The sequence below is a fragment of the Evansella sp. AB-rgal1 genome (assembly GCF_041820985.1).
Taxonomy (GTDB): Bacteria; Bacillota; Bacilli; order Bacillales; family Salisediminibacteriaceae; genus Evansella.
This window is the reverse complement of sequence record NZ_JBGUAU010000005.1, coordinates 188,366-211,124: the sequence shown is the minus strand read 5'-3', so window position 1 is coordinate 211,124 and position 22,759 is coordinate 188,366. Positions and strand designations below refer to the sequence as shown.

Here is a 22,759-nt window from a genome sequence, read left to right as displayed (position 1 = left end):
TAAAAATCTATTTTAATTATTCTCAATCCTATTTAATTGAAAAGAGGAATGGTTCTGTGAAAAAGTTGTTTTTTGGTAGCTTGCTATTGGTTGTAGGAATTATTGGGGTTCTCGTGATTATTGTTTTATCTGTAAATAGCCCATGGTCTTATAATGGGATTGATGGTTTTCTTGGATTTTTACTAGGTTCTGAAACGATTACATTTTTTGTATTATTTGCAGTCATGTCTGTTGCTGGGGTTGTTATTTGTTTTTATGAAGCCTACATAAGAGAGTTAGCATAACATTTATTTAGTAGTATGACTTCTCTATGGTAAGAATTTTTTTACATGTCTAATCTCAAAATACGCGTACCAGACTAATATGGAATACTAACTTTGTTGGTTGTATTCCATTCGCTTCTGTCCACTTCTTTCCTGTGGGGAGTTGCCGAGCCCCCTCCCCGACTACGTCGCTACGGTGTCTCGCCTCTACTCTACTTCCCACTGGAGTTCGTGGACCTGCGCTCATTCCATATAAAGAGAAGAGTACTAATATGCTTCATAATGTATTTTCATCCGACATGGTGCAAATTTCCACTTTCATGGAGGTCTATCCTCGAAAATAACTACCTATAACATCTATCAATGTGAAACTTTGATCAAATGATGACCGTCTATGTTGTAAGAAAGGATTTTGCTTTACAAGCTTCTATCAAAAATAAAAGGGTGAATCGAGATGGAGTCATTGAAGCCTTTAGTGAGAAGTCCAGTTAGGATCTACATGGGGAAGAAGTTTTATCGAATGAAGAGATACATAGATTGGTTTTCAGGAAAAAAGAAATTTGCTACAAGAAAGAATGAATCTCTATTGCAACACGTTATATTCTCCCATCAAACAGTTTTACTTCGGCAATTGAAGGATGTAGACATGTGGTTGCAGCATAATAAAGTGAAAAACTTAAAAATAGCATCAAATCAATTAAACAAGATTGAAATAAAGCCTGGGGAAACCTTGTCTTACTGGCGTTTGTTAGGTAATACAACGAAAAGAAAAGGCTATGTAGATGGGATGATTTTACATTATGGCCAAGTCACTACTGGTGTTGGTGGGGGTCTATGTCAGTTATCTAATTTAATATATTGGATGACACTGCATACTCCTCTTACTGTTACAGAACGGTATCGTCATAGCTATGATGTGTTCCCAGATACCAATCGTAGCCAACCCTTTGGAAGTGGTGCGACTTGTGCGTACAATTACTTAGATTTGCAGATTACCAATAATACACCGAACATATACCAATTAATAGTTTACTTGAACGACACTCATTTAGTTGGTGAATGGAGAGCGGATGTACCTCCGACAAGGTCATACGATGTGTATGAACAGGATCATCGAATTACGTTCGAATATTGGGGCGGATACGTGCGTCATAATAAAATTCATCGTAAAGTATATAACATGGGTAATGTGCAAATTGATGATGAATTTATTACAGAAAATCATGCTATTATGATGTATGAACCATTATTGCCTTCGTAGTTTTCGACTCAATAAAGAAGGACGGTTTTTGCCCAAGAGCATAATCGTCCTCTTCCGTTTTAATATGCCTTCCAATAACTATTATATCCCTTATTCCGTATTACAGCGTTCCTAGGAACTTGAGATGCTATTAGTATGATATTCAACAAATCGACACAGGCACTTAGTGCATTTACAAGCGCTATGTCTATGAGAAAACTACTATGGAATCCAAAAATGTTCATGATGATCAAAGGTAGGATGGATAGTCCAATGAATGGTGCAACACAAACGGTCAAGAAGCGGTTTCGAGACATTTCTCTATCATAATAAGCAAAAAATGCAAATCCTTTAGGTATGAAACCAAAATAAACATGGTTGGACGTTATTTTTTCAGGAAAAAATAATGCATGGATTATTTCATGAATGGGCATTAGTATCAAGAATGCTAACAGTATGTTAAATCCAAAACGAAACGTATATTGATCGGTTAGCTGTAATGAAGCTGCTAATAGATAAATACCTACTGCTGCTAGGAATGCAATGGGTAGTGCTATTATTTGTGCCATGATTAAATTTGGTTCTTTTAGAGCAGTCCAGTTTTCCTTTTCTGGATCAAACTCCTTATTAACAGGTATGTTTTTTACAAAATTCAACGTTTGTAGTCCTCCTAACTCTCTAACTATGAACCTACGAGAAAATTTAGCATAGAAATCTTCTTATATATATTAACATTAATTTTCTTTTAGTTTACGGAAATAAGATATTTATTCTTCGTTTGTATTTTAAACTAGTATAATAAAGTGATGAAAGTTACAAGGATGTGAGCTAGAAAATGGAAAACTATATTCCTTCCATTTATGATGAACTAAGTAAAAAATTACTTTCTCAGTATTGGCCAAATTTTAATATGATTCCATTCGCGATATATGATAAAAAGCAAGTGTATATATTTCATCATCCTCGTTTTTCAAAAGCAGGGGGATATGATGTCCTTCCATGGTCGGATTCATTCATTGGAGATACACTCATAATATTTGAAGAACAACCAACAGCAATTGTTAATCTAGAACTTCATGTTGGTTATGAGCGCGTTTATTCTATGCTTGTTCATGAATTGTTCCATGGATTGCAGCATCTGGAAAAAGAGAGACGCTTTCCAAACGAAATGTTGGGAATATTCTACCCATTTTCATTAGAGAATGTGGAGATCCGAAATAAAGAGAGACAATGTTTATATAATGCACTCATGTGTTTGGAGCAAGAAGATAAAAGACAGAATTTGCAGCAATTCGTACTGTTACGAGAAGCAAGAGCAGAACTAATTGGTGAACACTTCTCCTATGAGACAGCAATTGAAACAATTGAAGGACCTGCATGGTATGTTGAAATGAAAGCTTATTTTCATAAAAGTAGACAATCATATAAGGATGTATTAGAAAGCTATAGCTCTCCTTTACTAGATAGGTGGGATTCCACATCCAATATACGAAAAAGCTGTTATAGCTCTGGGCTTTTGCTGTGTATATTGTTAGATGAACTTTCTCCCAACTGGAAAAGAGATTTTTTTCACTCGGAAAAAACATTGTATGAACTACTTAAACAATGTGTTGATATAAATAGTAATCATCGAGAAGATATAGAGATAAGCAAGGACACAGAATTATTGGTGCAAAAAATAGTGAATACGAGGGAAGAAGTTTTTGTTGAATATGAAAAGCAAGAAGGATACCACGTTTTTCTCGAAGGAAGTATAAAGGTTAAAGGCTTTGACCCTATGAATATTACTTCTAGTCTCACTGAAAAGAAACTGTTGCATCGAAGAACTCTAACAGTTGAAATAGAGAAGAAAACATATGTTTTCCAACAACCAGTAGTTGCTCATTATAGACAAGAATATAGGAATATATATAGACTACACCTAGTTTCAAAGGGGAAACCAATGGAAGAAAAAGATGGAGTTAACATAGATGGAGTAGGAAAAATTGAAGGATGCGATTGGACGGTTCTTTTCAAACCGTAATGGTTTGGAGAGAACCGTCATTTGATCTAGTTTCAGGTACACAAATTTACAAATCGATGTTTGACTCCTGGTACCTTCTGTTTATCTTCCTTAACCTAATAACTTTTCAATATCTTCTTCTATCTTACTAGGTTCTACCGTTGGGGCGTATCGCTCTAATACGTTTCCTTCTCGGTCTACTAAAAATTTTGTGAAATTCCATTTGATATTGCTTGCTAATAAACCTTTTTTCTCTTTCTTTAAGAATGCAAATAATGGATCTGCTGAATCTCCATTTACATTCACTTTTGCAAACATAGGGAATGTAACACCATAGTTCAGTTGGCAAAACTCGGTTGTTTTCTCAATATCGTCAAACTCTTGATTCATGAATTGATCACAAGGGAAACCAAGAATTTCTAGTCCTTTTTCTTGGTATTTATTATAAAGCTCTTGTAATCCTTTAAATTGTGGCGTTAATCCACATTTACTTGCTGTGTTAACAATAAGTAGCACCTTACCTTCATAATCCTTTAGTGACTTCGGTTCATTGTTTGGTTTCTTAACAGTTAAATCATATATGGATGACATGTAAGAGCACCTCCTATCTGTAATGTACCATTTTCATCATGAAAATGCACAGGAATAGCTTTTTTATCAAGAGAGTCCAAATTTTATGATATGTTATATATAGGAAAACAAGAGTTAAAGCTTCTAGCTAAACAACCTGAACGAAATTTGAAACTATTTCTTAATGTAGTACGTATGAAATAAGGAAAGAATGGAGGTACATGTTTATGGATGTTAATTTTCCAGAAAAACGAATTGCGAAAGAATTAATTAATGTATCGATCATAAGTGAAACCATATCAAATCTCATCTGGTATGCCATATTAATAGTATTGTTTGTTCTACATTCTTATTTTTCTTGGACTACCTGGATTGCTTGGGGGCTTATTGGAATTACAGTTATTTCTGTTATTTTTACTATATGGGGTTATATAAAGCCATTTTTTATATATAAGAATTGGCGTTATGATGTGGATAAGGAATTTTTACAATTGAAATCAGGAGCTTTAAAGGAAGAACACCAACTAGTGCCAATGACAAAAATTCAAGCTGTCGCTACAAACCAAGGACCGATATTAAGAAGATATAATCTGTATTCTCTAACTATCGATACGATGGGTTCTTCTCATATAATTCCCGCATTGCATAAGGACGTAGCAGTTGAACTTAGAAATCAAATTGCATCTTATGCAAAGGTTAAGGAAGTAGAGTAATGATGGAAAATGCCAAGAGATACCACCCCTATACGATGATCTTTGATTTCCTTGGTTTAATAAAAGGATTATTTTTTGCTGTTCTTTACTTATTTGTAATTCAGTATAACTCAGAATCTACTTTCGTTTTGTATGGAAGATATGCATTCTATGCAATAGTTGTTATTGGGATGGTTTACATTCTGTTGAAGTGGTGTTTCTATAAATATTATTTAGATGATACAGCTTTTCATATTTTTAGTGGGATATTTGTTAAAAAAAGCCAGACGATTCCGTTTACAAAGGTACAAAATGTAAAGAGGCATACAAGTATCATTCATCGATTTTTACGAGTAACGTCGATTCACTTCGAGACAGGATTGTCTGGGGAAGAGGCAAGAGTTGCATTCGGGGTAGTTACAAAAGACACTGCTGATCGATTAGAAAAGCAAGTAGGGAAAAATAATGACCAAGAAAAAAGCTTAGACTATTCTGTGGATATGAAGTTGGAACAGAAGTTAGAAGAAACATTTGCTCCTAAAGAAAATAGAAGGATTCATTTTACGCCGACAAGAAAAGATACTTGGAAGGCCTCCTTTACATCATTTAGCTTTCTCATCATTGTTCCTATAATTGGAACGATTTACACAAATGTAAAGGATGTTTTTGGAATAGGAGAACATACGGAAGGGTTTATTTCAACCATACTAAACACTTGGTGGAGTACTTTCATCGTTGTACTTTTGCTTATCGTCCTTTCTATCTCACTTGGTATTGTCTATACTTTCTTAAAATATGGGAAGTATGAAATCGCTTCAGATATAAACAAAATTTATATTACGAAGGGGTTGTTGGAGGAGACTACTTTTTCCATTACAAAAGATAGAGTTCAAGCAATTGAGATCAATCAACCTATTTTAAAACGTATGCTTGGGCTTGCTGAAGTAAAGCTTACGTGTTCAGGTAGCTTCAGTCTCGATAGTAAAGAATCTGAAACTAATTCATTATATCCTTTTTTACCTATAGAGCAGGCTTACTCGATTCTTTCAGATCTGTTACCTGAATATGAAATTACGGAAAGTATGGAGAAATTACCCAAAAAATCATTAGTGGTTCGTTTATGTAAACCTTATTGGTTTTGGATAATTGCCACAGGAGCTTTCTTCTATTTTCAACCACCTATTTTTAGCATGGAAATTTCTTGGTGGTTATTCTCTATCATACTACTATTATTTATCGTATCTCTACGAGTATTAGATTTTATAAATACTAGGTTTGTTTTAAATGAAAATATGATTCAATGTAAAAGTGGTAGCTTTTCTACTTCCTTGTATATTTCTAAACGCGAAAAAATTATCGAGGTATCTTTATCCCGTTCTTTATTACAACGAAAGGTGGGGCTAGCAACCATTGGTACTATGAATAGAGCAACGCCCGTACAATTTAATGGTGTGAATGATATTCCTATGGAGTTAGCAGGAGATTTTCTAAACTGGTACGTTGACCGTCGTAAAGAAGTAGAGATCGATGCAGATTCTATTTATTTTGAAAAGGAAGAAAGAAAGATTAAAAACTAGTCTTATCTGGAATATTCCCCTCCTTTTGGACATACCTATGTTCTAAAGGGAGGGGCTATGATGTGGAAACGATTCATTATTGGGATCACCCTTGGAATGATCATGTTGGTTACTGCTTTTGCATTCGATAGTAATTTGGAACAGGAAAACGCACATGCTAATAGGGAAATAGAGGAAGATCAAACTTCTTTAATTTCTGCCATATTGGAGGAATTGAAGGGCTATGATGGAGTGGAAGATATTGAATTAAATCAGTTAAAGTCTATTATCATTCATACCTCTTATGATAATCAAGATCCAAAACTGAAGGATGTTCTACAAACTGTTGAGCATGTTCTAGAAACAGTAGATTCAAATTATGACTTGGAACCAGTTATTTATGTACAAAATAAGGATGGGAAAGTGTTGAAGTAAATCGTCATGACGTTTCTTGTATACAGGAAACGTATTTTTTTATTCTTCTAATCAATGGGAAAAATGAAAATGTTAACAAATCATTCATAAATAGCGTTCATTACATAGAGACAACGTATCCTATTCACAGTATAATACACTTACTTCATAGTAACCTCAGTATATACCCCTCTTCATTTTTTTCCGAAAAACGAACAAAATAATTCCAGAAAGGTTTGATGTTTATGTACCAAAAACGATCTATTTGTTATTGTGGCAGCGGGAAATCTCGTGAAAGTTGCTGCAAGACAGGACCAGAAATAACTCTTCGAATGAAGCAGTTTGCCAATCAAAAAGAGCGAGAGCAAATGTTAAGTGATCTCCATATTAGTTCCCAATTTCAGATGAGATACAAAGGACATTTTGAATTTTATGGGAAGCATTTCATTGCGTATAAGCGGAAAAATCCAACGGAAAAATGCAATGGGTTCCTTGTGATAATATCTAGTTATTTTACGGACTACCTCGACGAAATGGATAAATGTCCATCCTCATGGAAGACTCTGACTTCGGCATTTTGGGAAGAACTTATATGTACGTATTATCCTCATTCTATAAAAATAACTCCTAATGAAAAAGAAACAGATACATTTTTTACACAATTAAAAATGTTTGTCCGTTGGTTGGATAAGCAAGAACATACTTGTTGGTATAACATTGTTACGGCATATATAACTGAGTATAAATCGGTTGTTTATAATTGTGAAAGGCTCCTTAATCACCTCGTTACTCAACAGTATCCAAAATTCCATCAAATTGATTGGGATCCCATGAATGATTTTGAGAAGATAGAAATGAAATTTAACCAATATAAGGAAACAGTAGAAGGTGTATTTGAGGTGACTGGCACATTGGAAAATACAGTTGCTATAGCCAATGTGGAAACACATAAAACGTATTATGTGAAAGGTGTACCACCAAGTATTGTTGTTTCAGGAATGCTTCTACAAGGGGGCATCGGAAGAAATTGGGGGCAGAAGTACTGGGATTGGTGTCACACATTTTCTGTTTTTCCAAATCAGGCAAAGAATTATCTATATCCTAAGGTAGAACCTACGGGAGTGAAGTAAGTATATTTTATCATCTTTTCTATAGTATTGGAGCGAAGAAAGTACAAGAATTTAGGGTTCTCTGTTACACCCAAGGATACTTTCTTAGCCTAAGCATGGGATGTAGACTAACCCCATGCTCTTTCCGTTTAATCAAAAATTGTATTTTGAAGAATTACATGAACGATTATGGTGATTGCAGTTGAAGTTAGAAAAAGAAAAAGGGAAATACCCCAGAGTTTTACGTCTTTGTTTTTGATTAGAAAGCTGTTAAATAGTATATAACCTCCAAATAATATAGAGACTGCTGCAATGGGATAAAACCAAAATGGAAATGCACTTCCCCACGCGGTTAGAACTCCCCACAGAAACGCAATAAAAGTAAAAACACCTAATAATATGTTACCTAGTATCCAGATTGTTTTTGTTGATGTATTCACGTATAAATACCTCCTCCAAAACTACTTTCAAGTTGGTTATTCCCAAGTTGCTCGTAAGTAAAGCGTAAAGTTAATTTTTGTATAAGAAAATCTATCTTATGGAACGTTAATCTTAATAAGATGAGTAATAAGAGGAGGATTTAATTATGAACAACGAAGAGGTAGAATTATACATAAATCGAGTAAAGGATACGATATCTGAAGCACAAAAGGAATTGGCGGAAGTAAAAATAGTTAGGGAAAACGATCCTACAGAATATAGCTATGTGATGAAACAGCTTCAGGAAATGAATGAAGAGATGGGAGTTTTTTTAGAAAGAGCTACGCCTAGTCAACGTGAAGATTTAATGGAGGCAAGGAAATACATTCATTATACGCAGGATATTATGACTCGTGGTATATAAGTTAATCACTAAAGGATCCACTCTTGTTCTAGGAACAAAGGAGATCCTTTTTTTCGTGAGGTGATTTAAAGGAAGATACGTCTCTAGCCTTATAAGGTTTACTGCTAAGGTTCATTTTAAAATAGAAGTACTTCGATTATGATGGAATTATAAATCGAAGTACTTGGGGGAATTGGAATGAAAAAGCTTGTAATAATGGTTTGTATGATAGGAATAGCTTTAATGTTATTATCAGCATGTGGTTTAGTAAATCCAGTTAACGCTATTATGGGAAATACTGTTAATAAAGAGATTGTCGTAGAAAAGGATGCAGCTGAAAGTCTAGATATAAATATTGATTTAGGAGTTGGGAACCTTGAAATCACTGGTGGTGCGGAGGAATGGGTGACAGGTGAAATGGAATATACAAGAAGCAAATTAAAGTCTCAGCTTTCCTATAACTTAAAGCATGGTGTAGGGGAAGTATCAATTGAACAAAAACGAAGTGGAAATTTTTTTAACAGCTTCGGAAAACAAAAGACGAACTGGGATATACAGCTTTCAAATGATATTCCAATGGATCTTCATATCAATGCTGGAGTATCAGATACAACATTAGATTTACGAGGTGTTCAAATAACGAATCTAACTGTGGATGCTGGTGTTGGTGATATTAAAGTAGATTTGAGTGGAGATTGGACAAATAGCTTTAATACTACTATTCATACAGGAGTAGGAGATACGAAAGTTGTTCTTCCAAAACACGTGGGAGTGAAAGTTGTATCAAAAAAGGGGTTAGGTTCGGCAAATTTCCCAGGGTTTAAATCGTTAGGAAATAATGAATATGTGAATGATGCGTACGAATCTGCTGAAGTAGTTATTACTTTGAACGTGGAAACAGGTGTTGGAGATTCGTCTTTTCAACTTCAATAGGTTATAGGGAAACGAGGCTGGGCCAAAAGAGTTTGCATTACTGAGATAGCCGACATATGGTACTTGATGTAGAATATTTGCTAGGGAATATACTTCGCTTTCCGCGGGCGGCTGGTGAGCCTCCTCGGCTTCGCACTGTGGGGTCTCACCTTTGCCTTTTGATCCCGGCGGAGTCTACGTATATTTCCTCCGCTAAGGTTGCACATCATTTGTTTCTTCTCTGCTTAACACTTTCATTATGGCCCAGCCTCCTGTATTTTCAAAGTGAAATCTAAATTTGGATAACCCCGCCATCAACTCGTTTAAATCCTCGTATAGTTGATAAATCTTCTATCAATTTTAAAGTTGCTTTGTCCTTTACTTTCGCTTCAATCATGATGTCAGCATCTTTTCCATATTCACGGAGGATGTTGATGAATGGTATAGCATAGTCTACATCGATATAGTCGGCGTGATGTCTGTATTTACTTTCAGACTTTGGTGATGATAAATGAAATTTAGGTGGTATACCCCATTTTTCCCAAGTTGCAAATATTCTTGGAAGTAGCTCTTCTACTGATTCATTACCAGGGTTGGCACTATGATGGTGATAATCAAAGACAAAAGGAACAGAATGATGTTCACAGACTTCTAGTGTCTCTAATGCAGTATATGTTTTATCATCATTTTCAAGCGTTACCCGATTACGAACATTACTATTTAGTTTTGCAAAATTATGGTGAAAGCGTAGAATAGCTTCTTCTTTGTTTCCATAAGCACCGCCAACATGGATATTAATATTTCCTTTATTATGGAGGCCCATCGCTTCAAGCATCTTGTAATGATACTCCATATCAATAATGGCATTGTCCGTTACTTGCTCTCTCGGGCTCGTAAATAAAGTATATTGACTTGGATGAAAACTAACACGCATATTAAATTTCGTTACTAACGCTCCGATCTCTTGAAATAAATCTTTAAAAGGTGTTATATAATCCCAGTTTACCTCTGGGTGCGTTCCTAGAGGTACAAGAGAAGAAGACATGCGATACAGATGGATGCCGTGAGAAAAATTATAATGAAGTGCTCGAATGGTGTTTTTTAAATTTTGCTCTGTTGCAAGATATAATTTATCTTTTCGAACTGTGCTATCAAGTTTGTTCCAATTTGTAAATGTCATGGTGCGCGAAGGGGAAGCTTCCCACAATGAAAGTGCTGTTGAAACATATCCAAAACGAATAATCATATAAAGGCTCCTTGTATACCTGTTTTTACAGAAATAGTAAGTCTTCCTTAGTGTATGGAATAAAATAGATCCTTACTATTTTCTAAACTAATTATATTATTTAATTTAAGTTAAAGGAAAAAAGATGACTTGTTGATAGGGAATGAATAAACAGAGGTAATAAAAGGTACAAAACTTAAACGTTAAGAGAGGTCAACTTCTTAAACTTTTTGTATAATAGTATTTAGGAGGTCGAAATATATGTATACATTTAATCAAGAGGATTTTACGAAAACAGCAACGGAAGCATTATTGTTCGGAGTTTACACAGAAGAAGACAGACCCTTTCAAACGTTAGATGAAGCTTTCTCGGGAGAACTGCAGGAGCTAGTGGAAGCTGGTGACTTACCACTGGGATCAGGACAAGTAACGAAATTACATACGTTTGGAAAAGTTGTGCCAAAACGCATCTACTTTGTAGGTCTTGGTAAACAAGAAGAGGTAACGAAGGATTCACTTCGTAAAGCATTTGGGAACGTCTTTAAACAACTATCAAAGGATAAAGTAGAGAAGGCAGCACTTGCTTTGGAAAGCTTAGCGGGTTTACCAGTTTCGAATGCTTTGGTATTTGAAGCAATAGGGGAAGCACAGGCTCTAGCACCGTTTGTACTAAATACGTACCACACAGATAAACCAAAAAACAGTGTGGAACTAGCAGAATTGACTATAATTGGAGAGAATCAAGACGTAAAAGAAGATATTGTTCAAGCCTTACACATCGGTTTTGCATTAGGCGAAGGTGCGAATGTGGCACGTCGACTCGTGAATACACCAGGAAACATAATGACGGCTACAGCACTGGCGTCCTTTGCTCAAGGAATTGCAGAAAAGCATAGTTTTGACATAGAGATATTAGAAAAAGAGGAAATGGAAGCATTAGGGATGGGAGCGCTACTTGCAGTGAACCGAGGCTCCGTGGAACCACCGAGGCTTATCGTGATGCGATATCAAGGAAAAGAAACATGGGAAAATCCTGTGGCACTTGTAGGGAAAGGCATCACATTCGATACAGGTGGTTACTCATTAAAAGGGAAAGACGGTATTGTTGGGATGAAAATGGACATGGGGGGAGCGGCTTCCACCATTGGTGCCATGGACGCAATTGGTACTATAAAACCTAAAGCAAATGTCATGGCAGTTATTCCTGCAACGGATAATATGATTAGTGGGAATGCATTTAAACCAGATGATGTGATTACTTCCATGAGTGGAAAAACAATTGAGATACGTAATACAGATGCGGAAGGACGCCTAGTTTTAGCAGATGCCATTACGTATGCAAAAAGAAAAGGTGCTGCAAAAATCATAGACATTGCAACGTTAACAGGAGGAGTTATTGTTGCACTAGGGAATGAAGTGACCGGTGTGATGACCAATAATGACGAGTGGTTTTCATCTGTGCAAGAAGCAGCTGATGATACAGGAGAACTCATTTGGCAACTTCCATACTTCGAACATTATCAAAAACAAGTACGCACAAGTCATATTGCTGATTTAAATAACAGCCCAGGCAGAGCAGGCCATGCTATCATGGCTGGTGCGTTTGTTGGAGCTTTTGCTGAGGATACGCCATGGGTACATTTAGATATAGCAGGAACAGCAATGGCGTCTGCAGATCATGATCTTGGTCCAAAGGGTCCAACAGGAGTTATGGCAAGAACACTGACAAAAGTCGTCATGAATCAAGCAGAGTAGTTGTATAATGGAGGTACATCACGATAACGTGGTGTGCCTTCTATTTATACTAGATGTTAAGGAGTTGTGGAAATCGTATATGGAAGCATTTTTGCATGGGTTTATATTATCTTTAGGACTCATTTTACCACCAGGAGTTCAAAATATATTTTTATTTAATCAAGGTGTGGTCCAATCTAGATTAGTGAAAACTATGCCCGCAGTAATAACGGCATCATTATGTGATACGTTATTAATTGTACTTTCTGTCGGTGGCGTGTCTGTGTTAATGCTTGGATCCTCTTTCATAAAGACACTGCTTATAATTGGGGGTGTGATTTTTTTAGTATACATGGGCTGGACTATTTGGTGTAGCAAGCCCCCTCAAAGAGATACTGTAACAACACATTTTACATGGAAAAAGCAAGTGATGTTTGCAGTATCCGTTTCGCTACTAAATCCACATGCCATCATGGATACGGTAGGTGTCATTGGCCCAAGCTCCCTCGCTTATGTAGGACAGGACAAAATCATGTTTGCAGCAGCTTGTATTATCGTTTCGTGGTTCTTCTTCTTCGGACTCGTTCTAGTAGGTCGAATAAGTGGAAAGCTAGATAAGTCTGGACGATATTTCACGATCATAACGAAGATATCAGCCGTTCTAATGTGGATAGCCGCAGTGTATTTATTGTTCACGATTGTGTGAGGTAGACGGAGTTGAAAATACGCTGAAGCCGCGCATAAAACAGGTTAAGCCGAGCATAAAACGGCTCAACAGGCCAACATTAGCTTTAAAGAAGCAACTAACGCATTCTTTCACTCTAGACGAACCACTATGAAAGGGGCTATAACATGAAATACAACTTCGACGAAATCGTAAACCGAAGAGGAACCTATTCCGTGAAGTGGGATGGCGGAGAATTCATAAAGGAAATGGGACTAACAGAACGATACGATGAAGAAACAATCCCACTGTTCACAGCAGATATGGATCTTCCTGTACCACAGCCATTAATTGACGCATTACATAAGACAGTCGACCATCGAATCTTTGGCTACTCTATTTTTCCAAACGAATATTATGAAGCTATCCAATCTTGGTTTCAGAGAAAACATGACTGGAAAATCAAAAAAGAAGAAATAGTGTATAGTCCAGGAACTGTTCATGCTCTCAATGTTGCGGTAAGAGCATTCACCGAACCAGGAGATGGGATTATTATTCAACGGCCTGTCTATCCACCATTTACAAGTGTCATTGAACAAAACAAGCGAGTAGTAAGAAATAATGCCCTTATTTATGATGAAGATGGTTACTACTCTATTGATTTTGATGATTTTGAAGGGAAGGCAAAGGAAGAGAACACGAAATTATTTATTTTATGCAATCCTCATAACCCTACGGGAAGAATTTTTCAGCAAGAAGAACTGCAAAGATTAACTACTATTTGTGAAAAACATGGAGTGCTAATTATCGCTGATGAAATTCATGGAGATTTAATTCGATGTGATCAAACCTTTACTCCCATTGCAAAAATAGCAGAGCAGGAAGATCATATCATCACCTGTACAGCTATAAACAAAACGTTTAACGTTGCTGGTCTTCACTGTACAAATGTTATCATTCCAAATCAAGAGCTTAGGCTAACATTTACGGAAGAGATGGGTATGCACTTACCATCCCCATTCACAGTTTCAGCACTTATTGCAGTTTACAATGAAGGTGAAGAGTGGCTAGAGCAGTTAAAGGAATATGTCGATGAAACAATGGAATGGGTTATGGAATTCGTGAAAGAGAAATTGCCTAAAGTGAAGATGAGAATCCCGGAAGGAACGTATGTAATGTGGATGGATTTCAGTGAGTATGGTCTTACTCCTGAGGAAGTTCATGACAGAATATATAATAAAGCGAACGTACTATTAGAAGATGGGAAAATGTTTGGGGAGGAAGGATTACCGTATCAAAGAATCTGTATTCCGTCACCAAGACCTATCATAAAGGAAGCATTTGAAAGAATGGCGAGAGAGTTTGCAGATGTGTGACGTGGAAGTTTTTTGCACAAATGGACAAAAAAACTGGAGAGGCTAAAAATAATCCCTCTCCAGTTAATTAACAGACTATTAAATTGTCCACCTATCAACGGCTAACCCAACTAAATACCAATCTCCATCGTGCTCTTCAAAGGCTAATATAAGATTTGCCCAATCCAGTTCTTCCTCACTTGCGGCTACATAATAGCTTACAAAGTCTGCATCGGGGTAAGCTTCTTCCACGTTCACGATAATATTTCCATGTGACTCGATCTCGTTTATCGCTATTTCCTGTGCATTTCTACTAAAGTCTCTAATATAAATATACTCTTCATAGTATTCTACAGGAGTTAATGAAATGGTGTGTCCTGACCCGTCTTGCGTTCCCCAGTCATACTCTTCTGTATCTTCTCGGAATGCAGCAACCTCGTCTGCTGAGAAAACAAGGTCTTCCTCATCGTTCACATAACCATATGGCGAAAATTGAACACCTTTCTCAGGGTGTACATAGTTTGCCAGACTCTGAAAATTAATATTCTCTAAAGCGATCACTACATTATCAGCTCTATCACGTAAACGTTCTTCATCAACAACAATATCCTCAGAGCCATTGTCATTATTACTTTCATCATTACTACCTTGATCATTTTCTAGCTCTCTAATTTCTGCTTCCAGTTCCGAAATGGTTTCGTCACGAGCATCTAGTTCTGCTTGCAAATTCGCTAGTTCTTCTGTTAATTCATCGATTTCATCTTGAAGATTTGCGGTATTCTCGTTCGTATTTTCTTCATTTCCATTTGCGCAAGCGGTAAACAGAATGAGAAACGTCACTATTGTAGATAAGATGAACATCTTTTTCTGCAACAGAAATCCCTCCAATAATTTTGTATGTCCACAATCTTCCCGATAATAATTTATACTAAACGTAAAAACAGCATCTCTTAATCCATATTTGTTAAGTAAAGCGAATATGAAACTTTTTAATAAAGTAATCCGTTGAATAGAAAAGGGGGGACTCTATTTTTATGAAAAAACATGTTAACTTCTTGCTCTTCGCTTTGTTTCTTATTGGCTGTGGACCTGAAGAAGTTATTGGATCCACCTGATTTCCATTTAAATGACTTTGATATTTGGGTTACACCTAATAGGGATTATCTCCAGGTAGTCCCGCAGTCTAAAAGTTATTTTGTAGGATTAAATTCTAGAGATTCCCAATCACTGTATAAAATTATAAATGGAGAGAATTTGGAATAGAATCGAGGTGATATGATGTCTTTATCACAACTTAACGAGAGGATCATTTCATGTGCAAAATGTGATCGTCTCAGAGAATGGTGTTCAGTCCAAGAAGGAACTCGAAAACAATTTCATGGAGAAACGTACTGGGCTCGCCCTGTACCAGGATTTGGTGACCACAAGGCTGAACTACTTATCGTAGGATTAGCTCCTGCTGCACATGGTGCGAATAGAACAGGAAGAGTTTTTACTGGTGATACATCAGGAAATTTATTGCTGGAAGCATTGCACCGTCACGGTTTTTCCAACAAAAAGCAATCCCGAACATCAGAGGATGAATTACAACTTCAAAATGTGTATATCACCAATATCGTAAAATGTGCTCCTCCACAAAATAAACCTAACGCAACAGAATTCAAAGCCTGTAGAGAGTTCTTAGAAAGGGAGCTACAGCTGTTAACAAATGTAAAAGTTATTCTCGCAGTTGGTGGCGACGCTTTTAATCAAACAAAAAGAGTGTTGAGAAAACTAGGTGCGGACGTATCAAAAATGAAGTTTGGTCATGGGTGTAGTTATGGGGTGGGAGCGGAATTTCCTAGACTAGTAGGTACGTATCACACATCCAGGTACAATATCGATACAAAACGGATTACACCGGATATGGTGGACGATGTTTTCCAGGAAATTAATAACTACATATAAAGGCAGGGGGGATTTTAATGAATGTGTTAGTAACAAATCGATTACAATTAAGAGAATTTACAGAAGCAGATGTCCCCTCTCTTCATGCTATCTTTTCTGATGTAGAAACGATGAAGTATTATCCAGCTCCTTTTGATTATGAAAAAACAGTGAAATGGGTAGAGCGTAATCAGAAGCGATACATAGAGGATGGGCATGGATTGTGGGCTGTCTGCCTAAAAGAAATGGGACAACTAATTGGGGATTGTGGACTTGTCAAACAAGTGGTAGATGGAAAAATGGAAGTGGAAATTGGCTACCATATTAATAAAAACTATTGGTCCAAAGGCTATGGTACGGAAGCGGCACATGCTTGCAAAGAATACGCATTTTCCAACTTGGGGTTGCATAAAGTAATCAGTATTATTGACCCATGGAATATTCCTTCCTGTCGTGTTGCTGAAAAAATAGGTTTAACTGTGGAAAAAGCTGCGTGGGTGTTTCAAAAATGGCACGTTATTTATTCAAGTTATAACAGAGATTCTAAAGAAAAATAAGCATGCATATTCAATGGGAGGTGCTTCGCTGTGAGGAAGCGGTTGTTTATTATTTCATTTACCGTATTGATGATAGGTATCATATTTATTTTCCAACTAGATCGCCTCGCTATTGTACAAGCAAATAGTAACCTGAATGTGGAAAACATGAAACTTCTCAAGGAGGAAAAATTAGTATTATCAGAATTAGGAGAAGGGAGATATCTAGAGGGGATGGGGGGATATGGAAGGGAGTATTCAAGTTTAGGAGTGCTTCTAGGTTTTTCCGATGATAGTGATAGTAATGCGTTCCACAAGGTGTCCTCCATAGAAACAGAAAATGAGAATCATAGTTTGTTTGGAGTTTCTGTTGGTGACGAGGTTAGTAAACTATCAGATGTGCTAAAACGAAAAGCTTACTCGAAAGACCTGTATTCCAATCTATATGTAAAAAGAGAGTTGCATATTTCCTATGACGAAGAATCTGGTGTGATAAAGAAGTTGAGAATTTGGTATATAGATAATAAGGTTATGGGTCGGTTGTATTAATTAGTTGGTGTACCTTAATTCGAATAAAAGTAAAAGTCAGGGGATTAAAGAAGAGGAGAGGAAGGTGGACGAGGTCCATATGGAAAAACATTGTGTATTTTGTAATCCTGAGTTACTTCCGAATCAAATGATGGTTATGAGCAATGATTATTGTATGTTTTTACAGTTGAAAGAGACACAGAAGAAAGGGAGTAATTTGGAAGGATCAGGAGTTATTGTTCCTAAGATACATAGAGAAACAGCATTTGATTTGACGTTGGAAGAGTGGCAGGGAACCTATGACCTTCTTCAGGAAGTGAAGGGTTATTTGGATGAAATGTATCGACCACAAGGGTATAATCTTGGTTGGAACTGTGGAGAGGTTGCGGGGCAGCACATATTTCATGCACATTTTCATGTTTTACCAAGGTTTGAGGATGAACCCCTAGCAGGAAAAGGTATACGATATATGTTCAAAAATAGAGTAAACAGTCGATAACGTTTATTGTAGAAACGGAGGAGAGGAAATGGCACCACCGAAGCATATTGTATCTGCAGCAATTAGAGAAGCAAAGGAAGAATCGGGTATCGAGATCGAAGTAATAAAATTTTGTGGCATCTTCCAAAATGTGAATGCTTCGATCTGTAACACTTTGTTTTTAGCTAAACCAATTGGTGGGGAGTTAACGATAAGTTCGGAAAGTTTAGAGGTAGGGTTCTTCCCTATTGAGATAGCATTGGAGATGGTGACATGGAACAATTTCAGGGAAAGAATTCAATATTGTTTAAACGAGGAGTTACATCCATTTTGTGTTGAATTCTGATAATAGTATACGGAGGAAAATAGGGAAACTATTCTCCTCCGTATGATACATATTTTGGAGATTATGGTGAACCCAAGGTGTTCGCTATTCGTTCACCAAAACGGTAGATTGTATTGCTTCGTTTTTGATTTCTAAGACATAGTTTTCCATTACGTTTTTCCTTCCACCATGTTTTTCATACCAGGCTGCAACTCGTTCAATATGAGCTTGATCACTTCGCACCTTCGTTTCAATTTCCTCATAATCTTCTTGACTATCATATTCCCAGATTGCAAATATTTCTGTATACTCCTCATATTGGATCATCCAGCGGCCGATTAGTCGTGTTCCATATTTTTGCTGAGTTGGCAGAAGTGTTGTATTAAAATGGCTATTAAAACTCTCAACTATATCAGGTTTTACTTTATACAACTTCCTTCGGTAAAACATTTTTATCAGTCCTTTCTACATAAACTACTAGATAATTCTTGGTTTCAGCGTAAAATCCTTTATAAAACTAGTGCTTTACTTTTGTTTTTTATCTTTAACTGCTAATAATAGAATGGAACCAAGTAACAGTATTGCTCCTAAGGTATTTTTTAAGGTAATTTCTATTGGGAAAAATGGGTAGGAGATAACTGCCAGTAGCAAAGGACTAAATGCCCTAGTCACATTTGCGATAGAAAACCTCAAGTATTTTAATGCTTCATATAGTAGAAGTGTTCCAAGAAATCCACCAAGGAAGGAAGAACCAACGATAAAGCCGATGCCTTCAAAAGAGATTTCTTCTCTAAAAAGCTCCCCTATGAACATTCCATATGTCATAACAAAAATCAAAGTAATAACATTATTCGAGAACATGATAGAGTTTGAGTTTTTTTGTTTACTCATCGTTTTTTTGATATAAATATTTGTTAACGCAAAAAAGAATGTATACAGAAGAGCAAAGATACTTCCAAGTAGGTTATTCCTATAATCTCCGCCTGTTTCCATAAATAAGAATACCCCTATTATGGCTAACAGGATGAATGTAACCTCTTGCTTTGTTAATTTTTCTTTTAACAAAACTACAGACAACACAACAGCAAATACCGTATAAAATCTACCGATAAAACCGATTTCTATTGGTGACAGAATATCCATGCTCAAAAACATAAATATGATACCGAGTGAGTTACATATAGCTAAAAGAAAAATATTTTTTTCAAAATAGAACTTTACAGGCGTTTTTGTTACTATTCCGAATAAAAAACTAGCAAGGATAATTGTTATTACGTTTATGAATGCAGCAAACGCAGGAGAAAGATTCAATAACCCAAACTTTGATAATAGCGGACCAACTGCTAGCATGAGAACAGATAGTATATTTAATAGATGACCTTTTTCGAATTCCTTCACCTTTGTTCACCACCTTGTATGTCTATTGTAATTGATAAAGGGTGAAGAAAAAGTGTAAAGTGTAGTTAAGTGTTTCACCTTTTAAGAGAGGGGCTTAATCTTGGGAAAACTTATTGAATATTACACAAGGTTATTTATACATATTGCAAACCAGAAAACGAACATTTCTTATAAAACAACGAGGAGCGAACTTAGTGAAATACTGGTATGTTCTGAAAGAAATGTCATACATATCATCAATAAATTAGAGGAAGAACGATGGATAGAAACGATTAGAGGGAGGGGGAGAGGGAATGCGACACAGATGACCTTTCACCACACATTGGATACCATGTTTGAGTACTTTACTAAAATAAATCCGAAAACAGCAGATATTGATGAATTAATTTCTATAATAGAGGAAAGCCAATTAGAACAGAAAAAGGACGTAATAAACTCTCTAATTGTTAAGTTATTTGGCATTGATGGCTCATCAACCAAACAAGTAAAAGATAATATAGAAATTTTAAAAATACCTTATTTTCGGCCTTTGTATTCTCTAGAACCCTCACAAGCAGAAAGACAAACAGAACGTCATATAGTAAGGCAAATGTTTAATACCCTTGTTATCTTTGACGAAGAAACAAACAGAATGAAACCATCTCTCGCTCACTATTGGGAGGTGAAGGAAGGTGGAAAAAGGGTAACGTTTTACTTAAGGAAAGGGATTTTATTTCATAATTACAAAACTCTCACCTCAGCTGATGTGAAATTCACTTTTGAACGGTTGCAAGAAACAGATGTAAAATGGATAATAAAAGACCTGAAATCCATCACATGTGTTGGGAACTATGTGGTTCAATTTGAGTTTACCAAACCCTCATATCACTGGATGTTTCTAGTAGCATCATCAAAATGTTCCATCATCCCTATAGATTATGGAAATAAGACTTTGGAAGAGTTCAGCATCCATCCAATCGGAAGTGGACCATTCAAAATTATGGAACACAAACAAGGTGTGTCCTTTACTTTTTCAGTATTTGAGAACTATTTTCAGGAGAGAGCACATTTGGATGAAATTACGATTCATATACTTCCATCAATAGAAAAGTACCTACACATATCAGCTCTAGAGGACAAGCCTATTCTTTATATGCCATTCACTACGAAAAGGAGAGAAGATAGCCAACTACAATTTGTTGAGAGATCACGATTATCGGTAAAATATTTGGTGTGGAATATGAAGAAGGATCGAATTGGAACCAATCCGACTTTAAGAAAACAGTTATTTGAACTTCTAAATACAAGAAACTTAATAGACGAGTTAGGCTACCCTCGTCACGAGCAAACATGTTCTTTTATTAAGTCTGTTTCTAGTATGGAAGGTGATACCTCTCCTAAACTTAATGAAGTAGAATTATTTTATGAACCGCTAACCATAATGACATATGACCTTACGCCCAACGTAGAGGATGTAAACTGGATAAAACAACAATGTAAAAAATATGGAATTCCTATAACGATCAAAAGTGTACCATATGCTACATTCATCCAAGAGTCTCATAAAGCAGATATTGTCTTAGGGGAGTATGTTGCAGAAGAGATAGAAGAAAATTCTCTATACCATTTGTATCAATCAAGTAACAGTGTGGTACCTAACCTTTTGGATCAGGAGAATGAGGGGAAGCTTCAACATCTACTAAACGAAGTAACTGGAAAGCAAAGCCAGAACGATCGAATGAACCACTTGAGAAAGGTAGAAGAACTTTTAATAGAAGAACATATTGTATTACCAATATATTGGACTCATCAAAAGGCTAGTTATAATGAAAACTTAATGGGGGTATCCCTAAGTTCACTGGGATTACTTTCGTTTGATACATTGTTTTATAGAAAAACATAATGGTATATCAGGCATTTGAAAAACTGAAATGCAAAATGGAAGAGCAGATAGTAACTGTAATGGGAGGATTTTATTATGAAAAAAGGGTTACTACACCACATTGAGATATATGTTTCGAATATAGAGCAGACAACCGAATTTTGGGGATGGTTTCTTGAAGAATTGGGGTATACGTCTTATCAAGAATGGGAGAGTGGTCATAGTTGGATACTAGATGATACTTACATCGTTTTTGTTCAGGCAGAAGAGAAGTATTTAGAACCCTCTTACCATAGATGCCGAGTAGGGCTGAATCATTTAGCTTTTCACGCCTCATCACGAAGAGACGTTGATGAATTGACAGACAAATTAAAAGAAAGAGGCGTAGCAATTCTTTACTCAGATAAACACCCTTTTGCTGGAGGAGATAATTATTATGCAGTGTATTTCGAAGATCCAGATAGAATAAAGGTAGAAGTCGTTGCACCTGAGTAGTTTTTCATATACGAAGAAAAACTTCAATATGAAAAGTCTAAATAGCAATATAGATGTTAAAGACTAAAGTACAAGTACAAGGCTCAGTTCAGAGACTGAGCCTTGTACTTTTCATAATAACTTAGCTTACCGCCAAGTCCATGTATTCCTATCCTTATCAGTGAAAGTGAAATATGATAAGCGGAGAATTTCCGGTAAAAAATCAAAATTCACCTAATTTCGTGGCAAATAAGTGGAGTTTTTCCGCCTATGCAAAGAAAATTCCCCCTTTTTAAATCGATTTGAGTCAATAAGCGGAATTTCTTCTTCTATTCAGATTATTTTCCCTACCACTTATTAAATAAGTGGAAATTCTCCGTTTATTTATTCTTTTGAGCATTTCTCCTCGTTTCTTTCATTACATCGCTTGAAAGATTCTAATAATATCCTTTCATTTACTTTTTTATAAAATCCAGGTCCTTCCCTTTCATATTAGAATTCGCATGGCTAATCACCTCACAATCACATGAAGTATATATTGATTTCCACCCATGTGATAGGGCTGTGAATTACTTTGTGATTTCACATCTATTTGTCAATAAAACACTGATATAACAAGAAAAAATCACATGTGATTTCTTATGTGAAATCGCATGTGATTTTGCTTGAAAGGT

General features: G+C 36.1%; 25 protein-coding genes and 1 pseudogene. 19 read left to right on the top strand and 7 right to left on the bottom strand.

Going from position 1 to position 22,759, the window contains the following annotated elements; all coding sequences use genetic code 11:
- Window positions 1–284 (top strand): hypothetical protein (locus tag ACERII_RS06115; protein ID WP_373640820.1); only part of this gene is annotated, 284 nt, incomplete at its 5' end.
- Window positions 285–711: 427 nt separating this feature from the next.
- On the top strand, window positions 712–1,524 hold the full coding sequence (locus tag ACERII_RS06110) for a VanW family protein (RefSeq protein ID WP_373640834.1): 813 nt from the start codon (window positions 712–714) through the stop codon (window positions 1,522–1,524).
- Between the two features lie 59 nt (window positions 1,525–1,583).
- On the opposite strand, the gene ACERII_RS06105 is transcribed toward ACERII_RS06110, so the two are convergent.
- The gene (locus ACERII_RS06105) at window positions 1,584–2,159 is read right to left on the bottom strand and encodes a DUF3267 domain-containing protein (RefSeq protein WP_373640819.1); all 576 of its coding nucleotides are present in this window, start codon (window positions 2,157–2,159) and stop codon (window positions 1,584–1,586) included.
- Window positions 2,160–2,338: 179 nt separating this feature from the next.
- On the opposite strand from ACERII_RS06105, the gene ACERII_RS06100 reads away from it, so the two are divergent.
- Window positions 2,339–3,526, top strand: a complete 1,188-nt coding sequence (locus tag ACERII_RS06100) for a peptide ABC transporter permease (protein ID WP_373640817.1) — start codon at window positions 2,339–2,341, stop codon at window positions 3,524–3,526.
- 90 nt (window positions 3,527–3,616) lie between these two features.
- Here ACERII_RS06100 and ACERII_RS06095 read toward each other — a convergent pair whose 3' ends face one another.
- Window positions 3,617–4,096 carry a glutathione peroxidase gene (locus tag ACERII_RS06095; protein WP_373640815.1) on the bottom strand — a complete coding sequence of 160 codons (480 nt, stop codon included), beginning with the start codon at window positions 4,094–4,096 and terminating at the stop codon, window positions 3,617–3,619.
- 200 nt (window positions 4,097–4,296) lie between these two features.
- On the opposite strand from ACERII_RS06095, the gene ACERII_RS06090 reads away from it, so the two are divergent.
- The 4 genes from ACERII_RS06090 to ACERII_RS06075 all read left to right on the top strand — a co-directional run bounded on the left by ACERII_RS06090 (window position 4,297) and on the right by ACERII_RS06075 (window position 7,867).
- Window positions 4,297–4,788 (top strand): PH domain-containing protein, encoded by a 492-nt coding sequence (locus tag ACERII_RS06090; RefSeq protein WP_373640814.1) that lies wholly within the window; start codon window positions 4,297–4,299, stop codon window positions 4,786–4,788.
- Window positions 4,788–6,344: a PH domain-containing protein gene (locus tag ACERII_RS06085; RefSeq protein WP_373640812.1), complete on the top strand. Its 1,557-nt coding sequence runs from the start codon at window positions 4,788–4,790 to the stop codon at window positions 6,342–6,344. The genes ACERII_RS06090 and ACERII_RS06085 overlap by 1 nt, the downstream gene beginning before the upstream one ends.
- Before the next feature lie 60 nt (window positions 6,345–6,404).
- Entirely contained in the window at window positions 6,405–6,758 is a 354-nt protein-coding gene (locus tag ACERII_RS06080; RefSeq protein ID WP_373640811.1) for a hypothetical protein, read from the top strand.
- Window positions 6,759–6,982: 224 nt separating this feature from the next.
- Window positions 6,983–7,867, top strand: a complete 885-nt coding sequence (locus ACERII_RS06075) for a hypothetical protein (RefSeq protein WP_373640810.1) — start codon at window positions 6,983–6,985, stop codon at window positions 7,865–7,867.
- A gap of 128 nt (window positions 7,868–7,995) precedes the next feature.
- Here ACERII_RS06075 and ACERII_RS06070 read toward each other — a convergent pair whose 3' ends face one another.
- On the bottom strand, window positions 7,996–8,286 hold the full coding sequence (locus ACERII_RS06070; protein ID WP_373640808.1) for a hypothetical protein: 291 nt from the start codon (window positions 8,284–8,286) through the stop codon (window positions 7,996–7,998).
- Between the two features lie 146 nt (window positions 8,287–8,432).
- On the opposite strand from ACERII_RS06070, the gene ACERII_RS06065 reads away from it, so the two are divergent.
- Together ACERII_RS06065 and ACERII_RS06060 are read left to right on the top strand one after the other, a co-directional pair.
- A complete protein-coding gene (locus ACERII_RS06065; protein WP_373640806.1) occupies window positions 8,433–8,690 on the top strand; it encodes a DUF2524 family protein in 258 nt (85 codons plus the stop codon).
- A gap of 177 nt (window positions 8,691–8,867) precedes the next feature.
- Window positions 8,868–9,602, top strand: coding sequence for a toast rack family protein (locus ACERII_RS06060; protein ID WP_373640805.1), 735 nt, complete (start codon window positions 8,868–8,870; stop codon window positions 9,600–9,602).
- A gap of 271 nt (window positions 9,603–9,873) precedes the next feature.
- Here ACERII_RS06060 and uvsE read toward each other — a convergent pair whose 3' ends face one another.
- Window positions 9,874–10,827, bottom strand: coding sequence for a UV DNA damage repair endonuclease UvsE (gene uvsE / locus ACERII_RS06055; protein WP_373640804.1), 954 nt, complete (start codon window positions 10,825–10,827; stop codon window positions 9,874–9,876).
- Between the two features lie 240 nt (window positions 10,828–11,067).
- Here uvsE and ACERII_RS06050 point away from each other — a divergent pair, with 240 nt between their 5' ends.
- From ACERII_RS06050 to ACERII_RS06040, 3 genes are all read left to right on the top strand, one after another.
- Window positions 11,068–12,561 carry a leucyl aminopeptidase gene (locus tag ACERII_RS06050; RefSeq protein ID WP_373640803.1) on the top strand — a complete coding sequence of 498 codons (1,494 nt, stop codon included), beginning with the start codon at window positions 11,068–11,070 and terminating at the stop codon, window positions 12,559–12,561.
- Between the two features lie 79 nt (window positions 12,562–12,640).
- The gene (locus ACERII_RS06045) at window positions 12,641–13,246 is read left to right on the top strand and encodes a LysE/ArgO family amino acid transporter (protein WP_373640802.1); all 606 of its coding nucleotides are present in this window, start codon (window positions 12,641–12,643) and stop codon (window positions 13,244–13,246) included.
- A 146-nt stretch (window positions 13,247–13,392) separates the two neighbouring features.
- On the top strand, window positions 13,393–14,580 hold the full coding sequence (locus ACERII_RS06040; protein ID WP_373640801.1) for a MalY/PatB family protein: 1,188 nt from the start codon (window positions 13,393–13,395) through the stop codon (window positions 14,578–14,580).
- 78 nt (window positions 14,581–14,658) lie between these two features.
- On the opposite strand, the gene ACERII_RS06035 is transcribed toward ACERII_RS06040, so the two are convergent.
- Window positions 14,659–15,432, bottom strand: coding sequence for a hypothetical protein (locus ACERII_RS06035; RefSeq protein ID WP_373640800.1), 774 nt, complete (start codon window positions 15,430–15,432; stop codon window positions 14,659–14,661).
- 405 nt (window positions 15,433–15,837) lie between these two features.
- Between ACERII_RS06035 and ACERII_RS06030 the strand changes: the two genes are divergently transcribed.
- From ACERII_RS06030 to ACERII_RS06010, 5 genes and pseudogenes are all read left to right on the top strand, one after another.
- Entirely contained in the window at window positions 15,838–16,506 is a 669-nt protein-coding gene (locus ACERII_RS06030) for a uracil-DNA glycosylase (protein ID WP_373640798.1), read from the top strand.
- 17 nt (window positions 16,507–16,523) lie between these two features.
- Window positions 16,524–17,042, top strand: a complete 519-nt coding sequence (locus ACERII_RS06025; protein ID WP_373640796.1) for a GNAT family N-acetyltransferase — start codon at window positions 16,524–16,526, stop codon at window positions 17,040–17,042.
- A gap of 30 nt (window positions 17,043–17,072) precedes the next feature.
- A complete protein-coding gene (locus ACERII_RS06020; RefSeq protein WP_373640795.1) occupies window positions 17,073–17,570 on the top strand; it encodes a hypothetical protein in 498 nt (165 codons plus the stop codon).
- 79 nt (window positions 17,571–17,649) lie between these two features.
- Window positions 17,650–18,048, top strand: a complete 399-nt coding sequence (locus tag ACERII_RS06015) for an HIT family protein (protein ID WP_373640794.1) — start codon at window positions 17,650–17,652, stop codon at window positions 18,046–18,048.
- 52 nt (window positions 18,049–18,100) lie between these two features.
- Window positions 18,101–18,373: pseudogene (locus ACERII_RS06010) on the top strand (NUDIX hydrolase); the annotation flags it as partial.
- 84 nt (window positions 18,374–18,457) lie between these two features.
- On the opposite strand, the gene ACERII_RS06005 reads toward ACERII_RS06010, so the two are convergent.
- Both ACERII_RS06005 and ACERII_RS06000 read right to left on the bottom strand, forming a co-directional pair.
- Window positions 18,458–18,802: an NIPSNAP family protein gene (locus ACERII_RS06005; protein WP_373640792.1), complete on the bottom strand. Its 345-nt coding sequence runs from the start codon at window positions 18,800–18,802 to the stop codon at window positions 18,458–18,460.
- Between the two features lie 75 nt (window positions 18,803–18,877).
- Window positions 18,878–19,750, bottom strand: a complete 873-nt coding sequence (locus ACERII_RS06000) for a DMT family transporter (RefSeq protein ID WP_373640790.1) — start codon at window positions 19,748–19,750, stop codon at window positions 18,878–18,880.
- Window positions 19,751–19,850: 100 nt separating this feature from the next.
- Here ACERII_RS06000 and ACERII_RS05995 point away from each other — a divergent pair, with 100 nt between their 5' ends.
- Window positions 19,851–21,632 carry an ABC transporter substrate-binding protein gene (locus ACERII_RS05995; RefSeq protein WP_373640788.1) on the top strand — a complete coding sequence of 594 codons (1,782 nt, stop codon included), beginning with the start codon at window positions 19,851–19,853 and terminating at the stop codon, window positions 21,630–21,632.
- Between the two features lie 75 nt (window positions 21,633–21,707).
- Window positions 21,708–22,106 carry a VOC family protein gene (locus ACERII_RS05990; protein ID WP_373640786.1) on the top strand — a complete coding sequence of 133 codons (399 nt, stop codon included), beginning with the start codon at window positions 21,708–21,710 and terminating at the stop codon, window positions 22,104–22,106.
- Window positions 22,107–22,759 lie beyond the last annotated feature (653 nt).

Excerpts from the sequence above, each read along its gene's own strand:
- ACERII_RS05990 (WP_373640786.1), top strand. The coding sequence starts at position 21,708 with ATGAAAAAAGGGTTACTACACCACATTGAGATATATGTTTCGAATATA.
- ACERII_RS06090 (WP_373640814.1), top strand. The coding sequence starts at position 4,297 with ATGTTTATGGATGTTAATTTTCCAGAAAAACGAATTGCGAAAGAATTA.
- ACERII_RS06095 (WP_373640815.1), bottom strand. The coding sequence starts at position 4,096 with ATGTCATCCATATATGATTTAACTGTTAAGAAACCAAACAATGAACCG.
- ACERII_RS06075 (WP_373640810.1), top strand. The coding sequence starts at position 6,983 with ATGTACCAAAAACGATCTATTTGTTATTGTGGCAGCGGGAAATCTCGT.
- ACERII_RS06065 (WP_373640806.1), top strand. The coding sequence starts at position 8,433 with ATGAACAACGAAGAGGTAGAATTATACATAAATCGAGTAAAGGATACG.
- ACERII_RS06005 (WP_373640792.1), bottom strand. The coding sequence starts at position 18,802 with ATGTTTTACCGAAGGAAGTTGTATAAAGTAAAACCTGATATAGTTGAG.
- ACERII_RS06015 (WP_373640794.1), top strand. The coding sequence starts at position 17,650 with ATGGAAAAACATTGTGTATTTTGTAATCCTGAGTTACTTCCGAATCAA.
- ACERII_RS06080 (WP_373640811.1), top strand. The coding sequence starts at position 6,405 with ATGTGGAAACGATTCATTATTGGGATCACCCTTGGAATGATCATGTTG.
- ACERII_RS06025 (WP_373640796.1), top strand. The coding sequence starts at position 16,524 with ATGAATGTGTTAGTAACAAATCGATTACAATTAAGAGAATTTACAGAA.
- ACERII_RS06100 (WP_373640817.1), top strand. The coding sequence starts at position 2,339 with ATGGAAAACTATATTCCTTCCATTTATGATGAACTAAGTAAAAAATTA.
- ACERII_RS06060 (WP_373640805.1), top strand. The coding sequence starts at position 8,868 with ATGAAAAAGCTTGTAATAATGGTTTGTATGATAGGAATAGCTTTAATG.
- ACERII_RS06045 (WP_373640802.1), top strand. The coding sequence starts at position 12,641 with ATGGAAGCATTTTTGCATGGGTTTATATTATCTTTAGGACTCATTTTA.
- ACERII_RS06040 (WP_373640801.1), top strand. The coding sequence starts at position 13,393 with ATGAAATACAACTTCGACGAAATCGTAAACCGAAGAGGAACCTATTCC.
- uvsE (WP_373640804.1), bottom strand. The coding sequence starts at position 10,827 with ATGATTATTCGTTTTGGATATGTTTCAACAGCACTTTCATTGTGGGAA.
- ACERII_RS06085 (WP_373640812.1), top strand. The coding sequence starts at position 4,788 with ATGATGGAAAATGCCAAGAGATACCACCCCTATACGATGATCTTTGAT.
- ACERII_RS06030 (WP_373640798.1), top strand. The coding sequence starts at position 15,838 with ATGTCTTTATCACAACTTAACGAGAGGATCATTTCATGTGCAAAATGT.
- ACERII_RS06050 (WP_373640803.1), top strand. The coding sequence starts at position 11,068 with ATGTATACATTTAATCAAGAGGATTTTACGAAAACAGCAACGGAAGCA.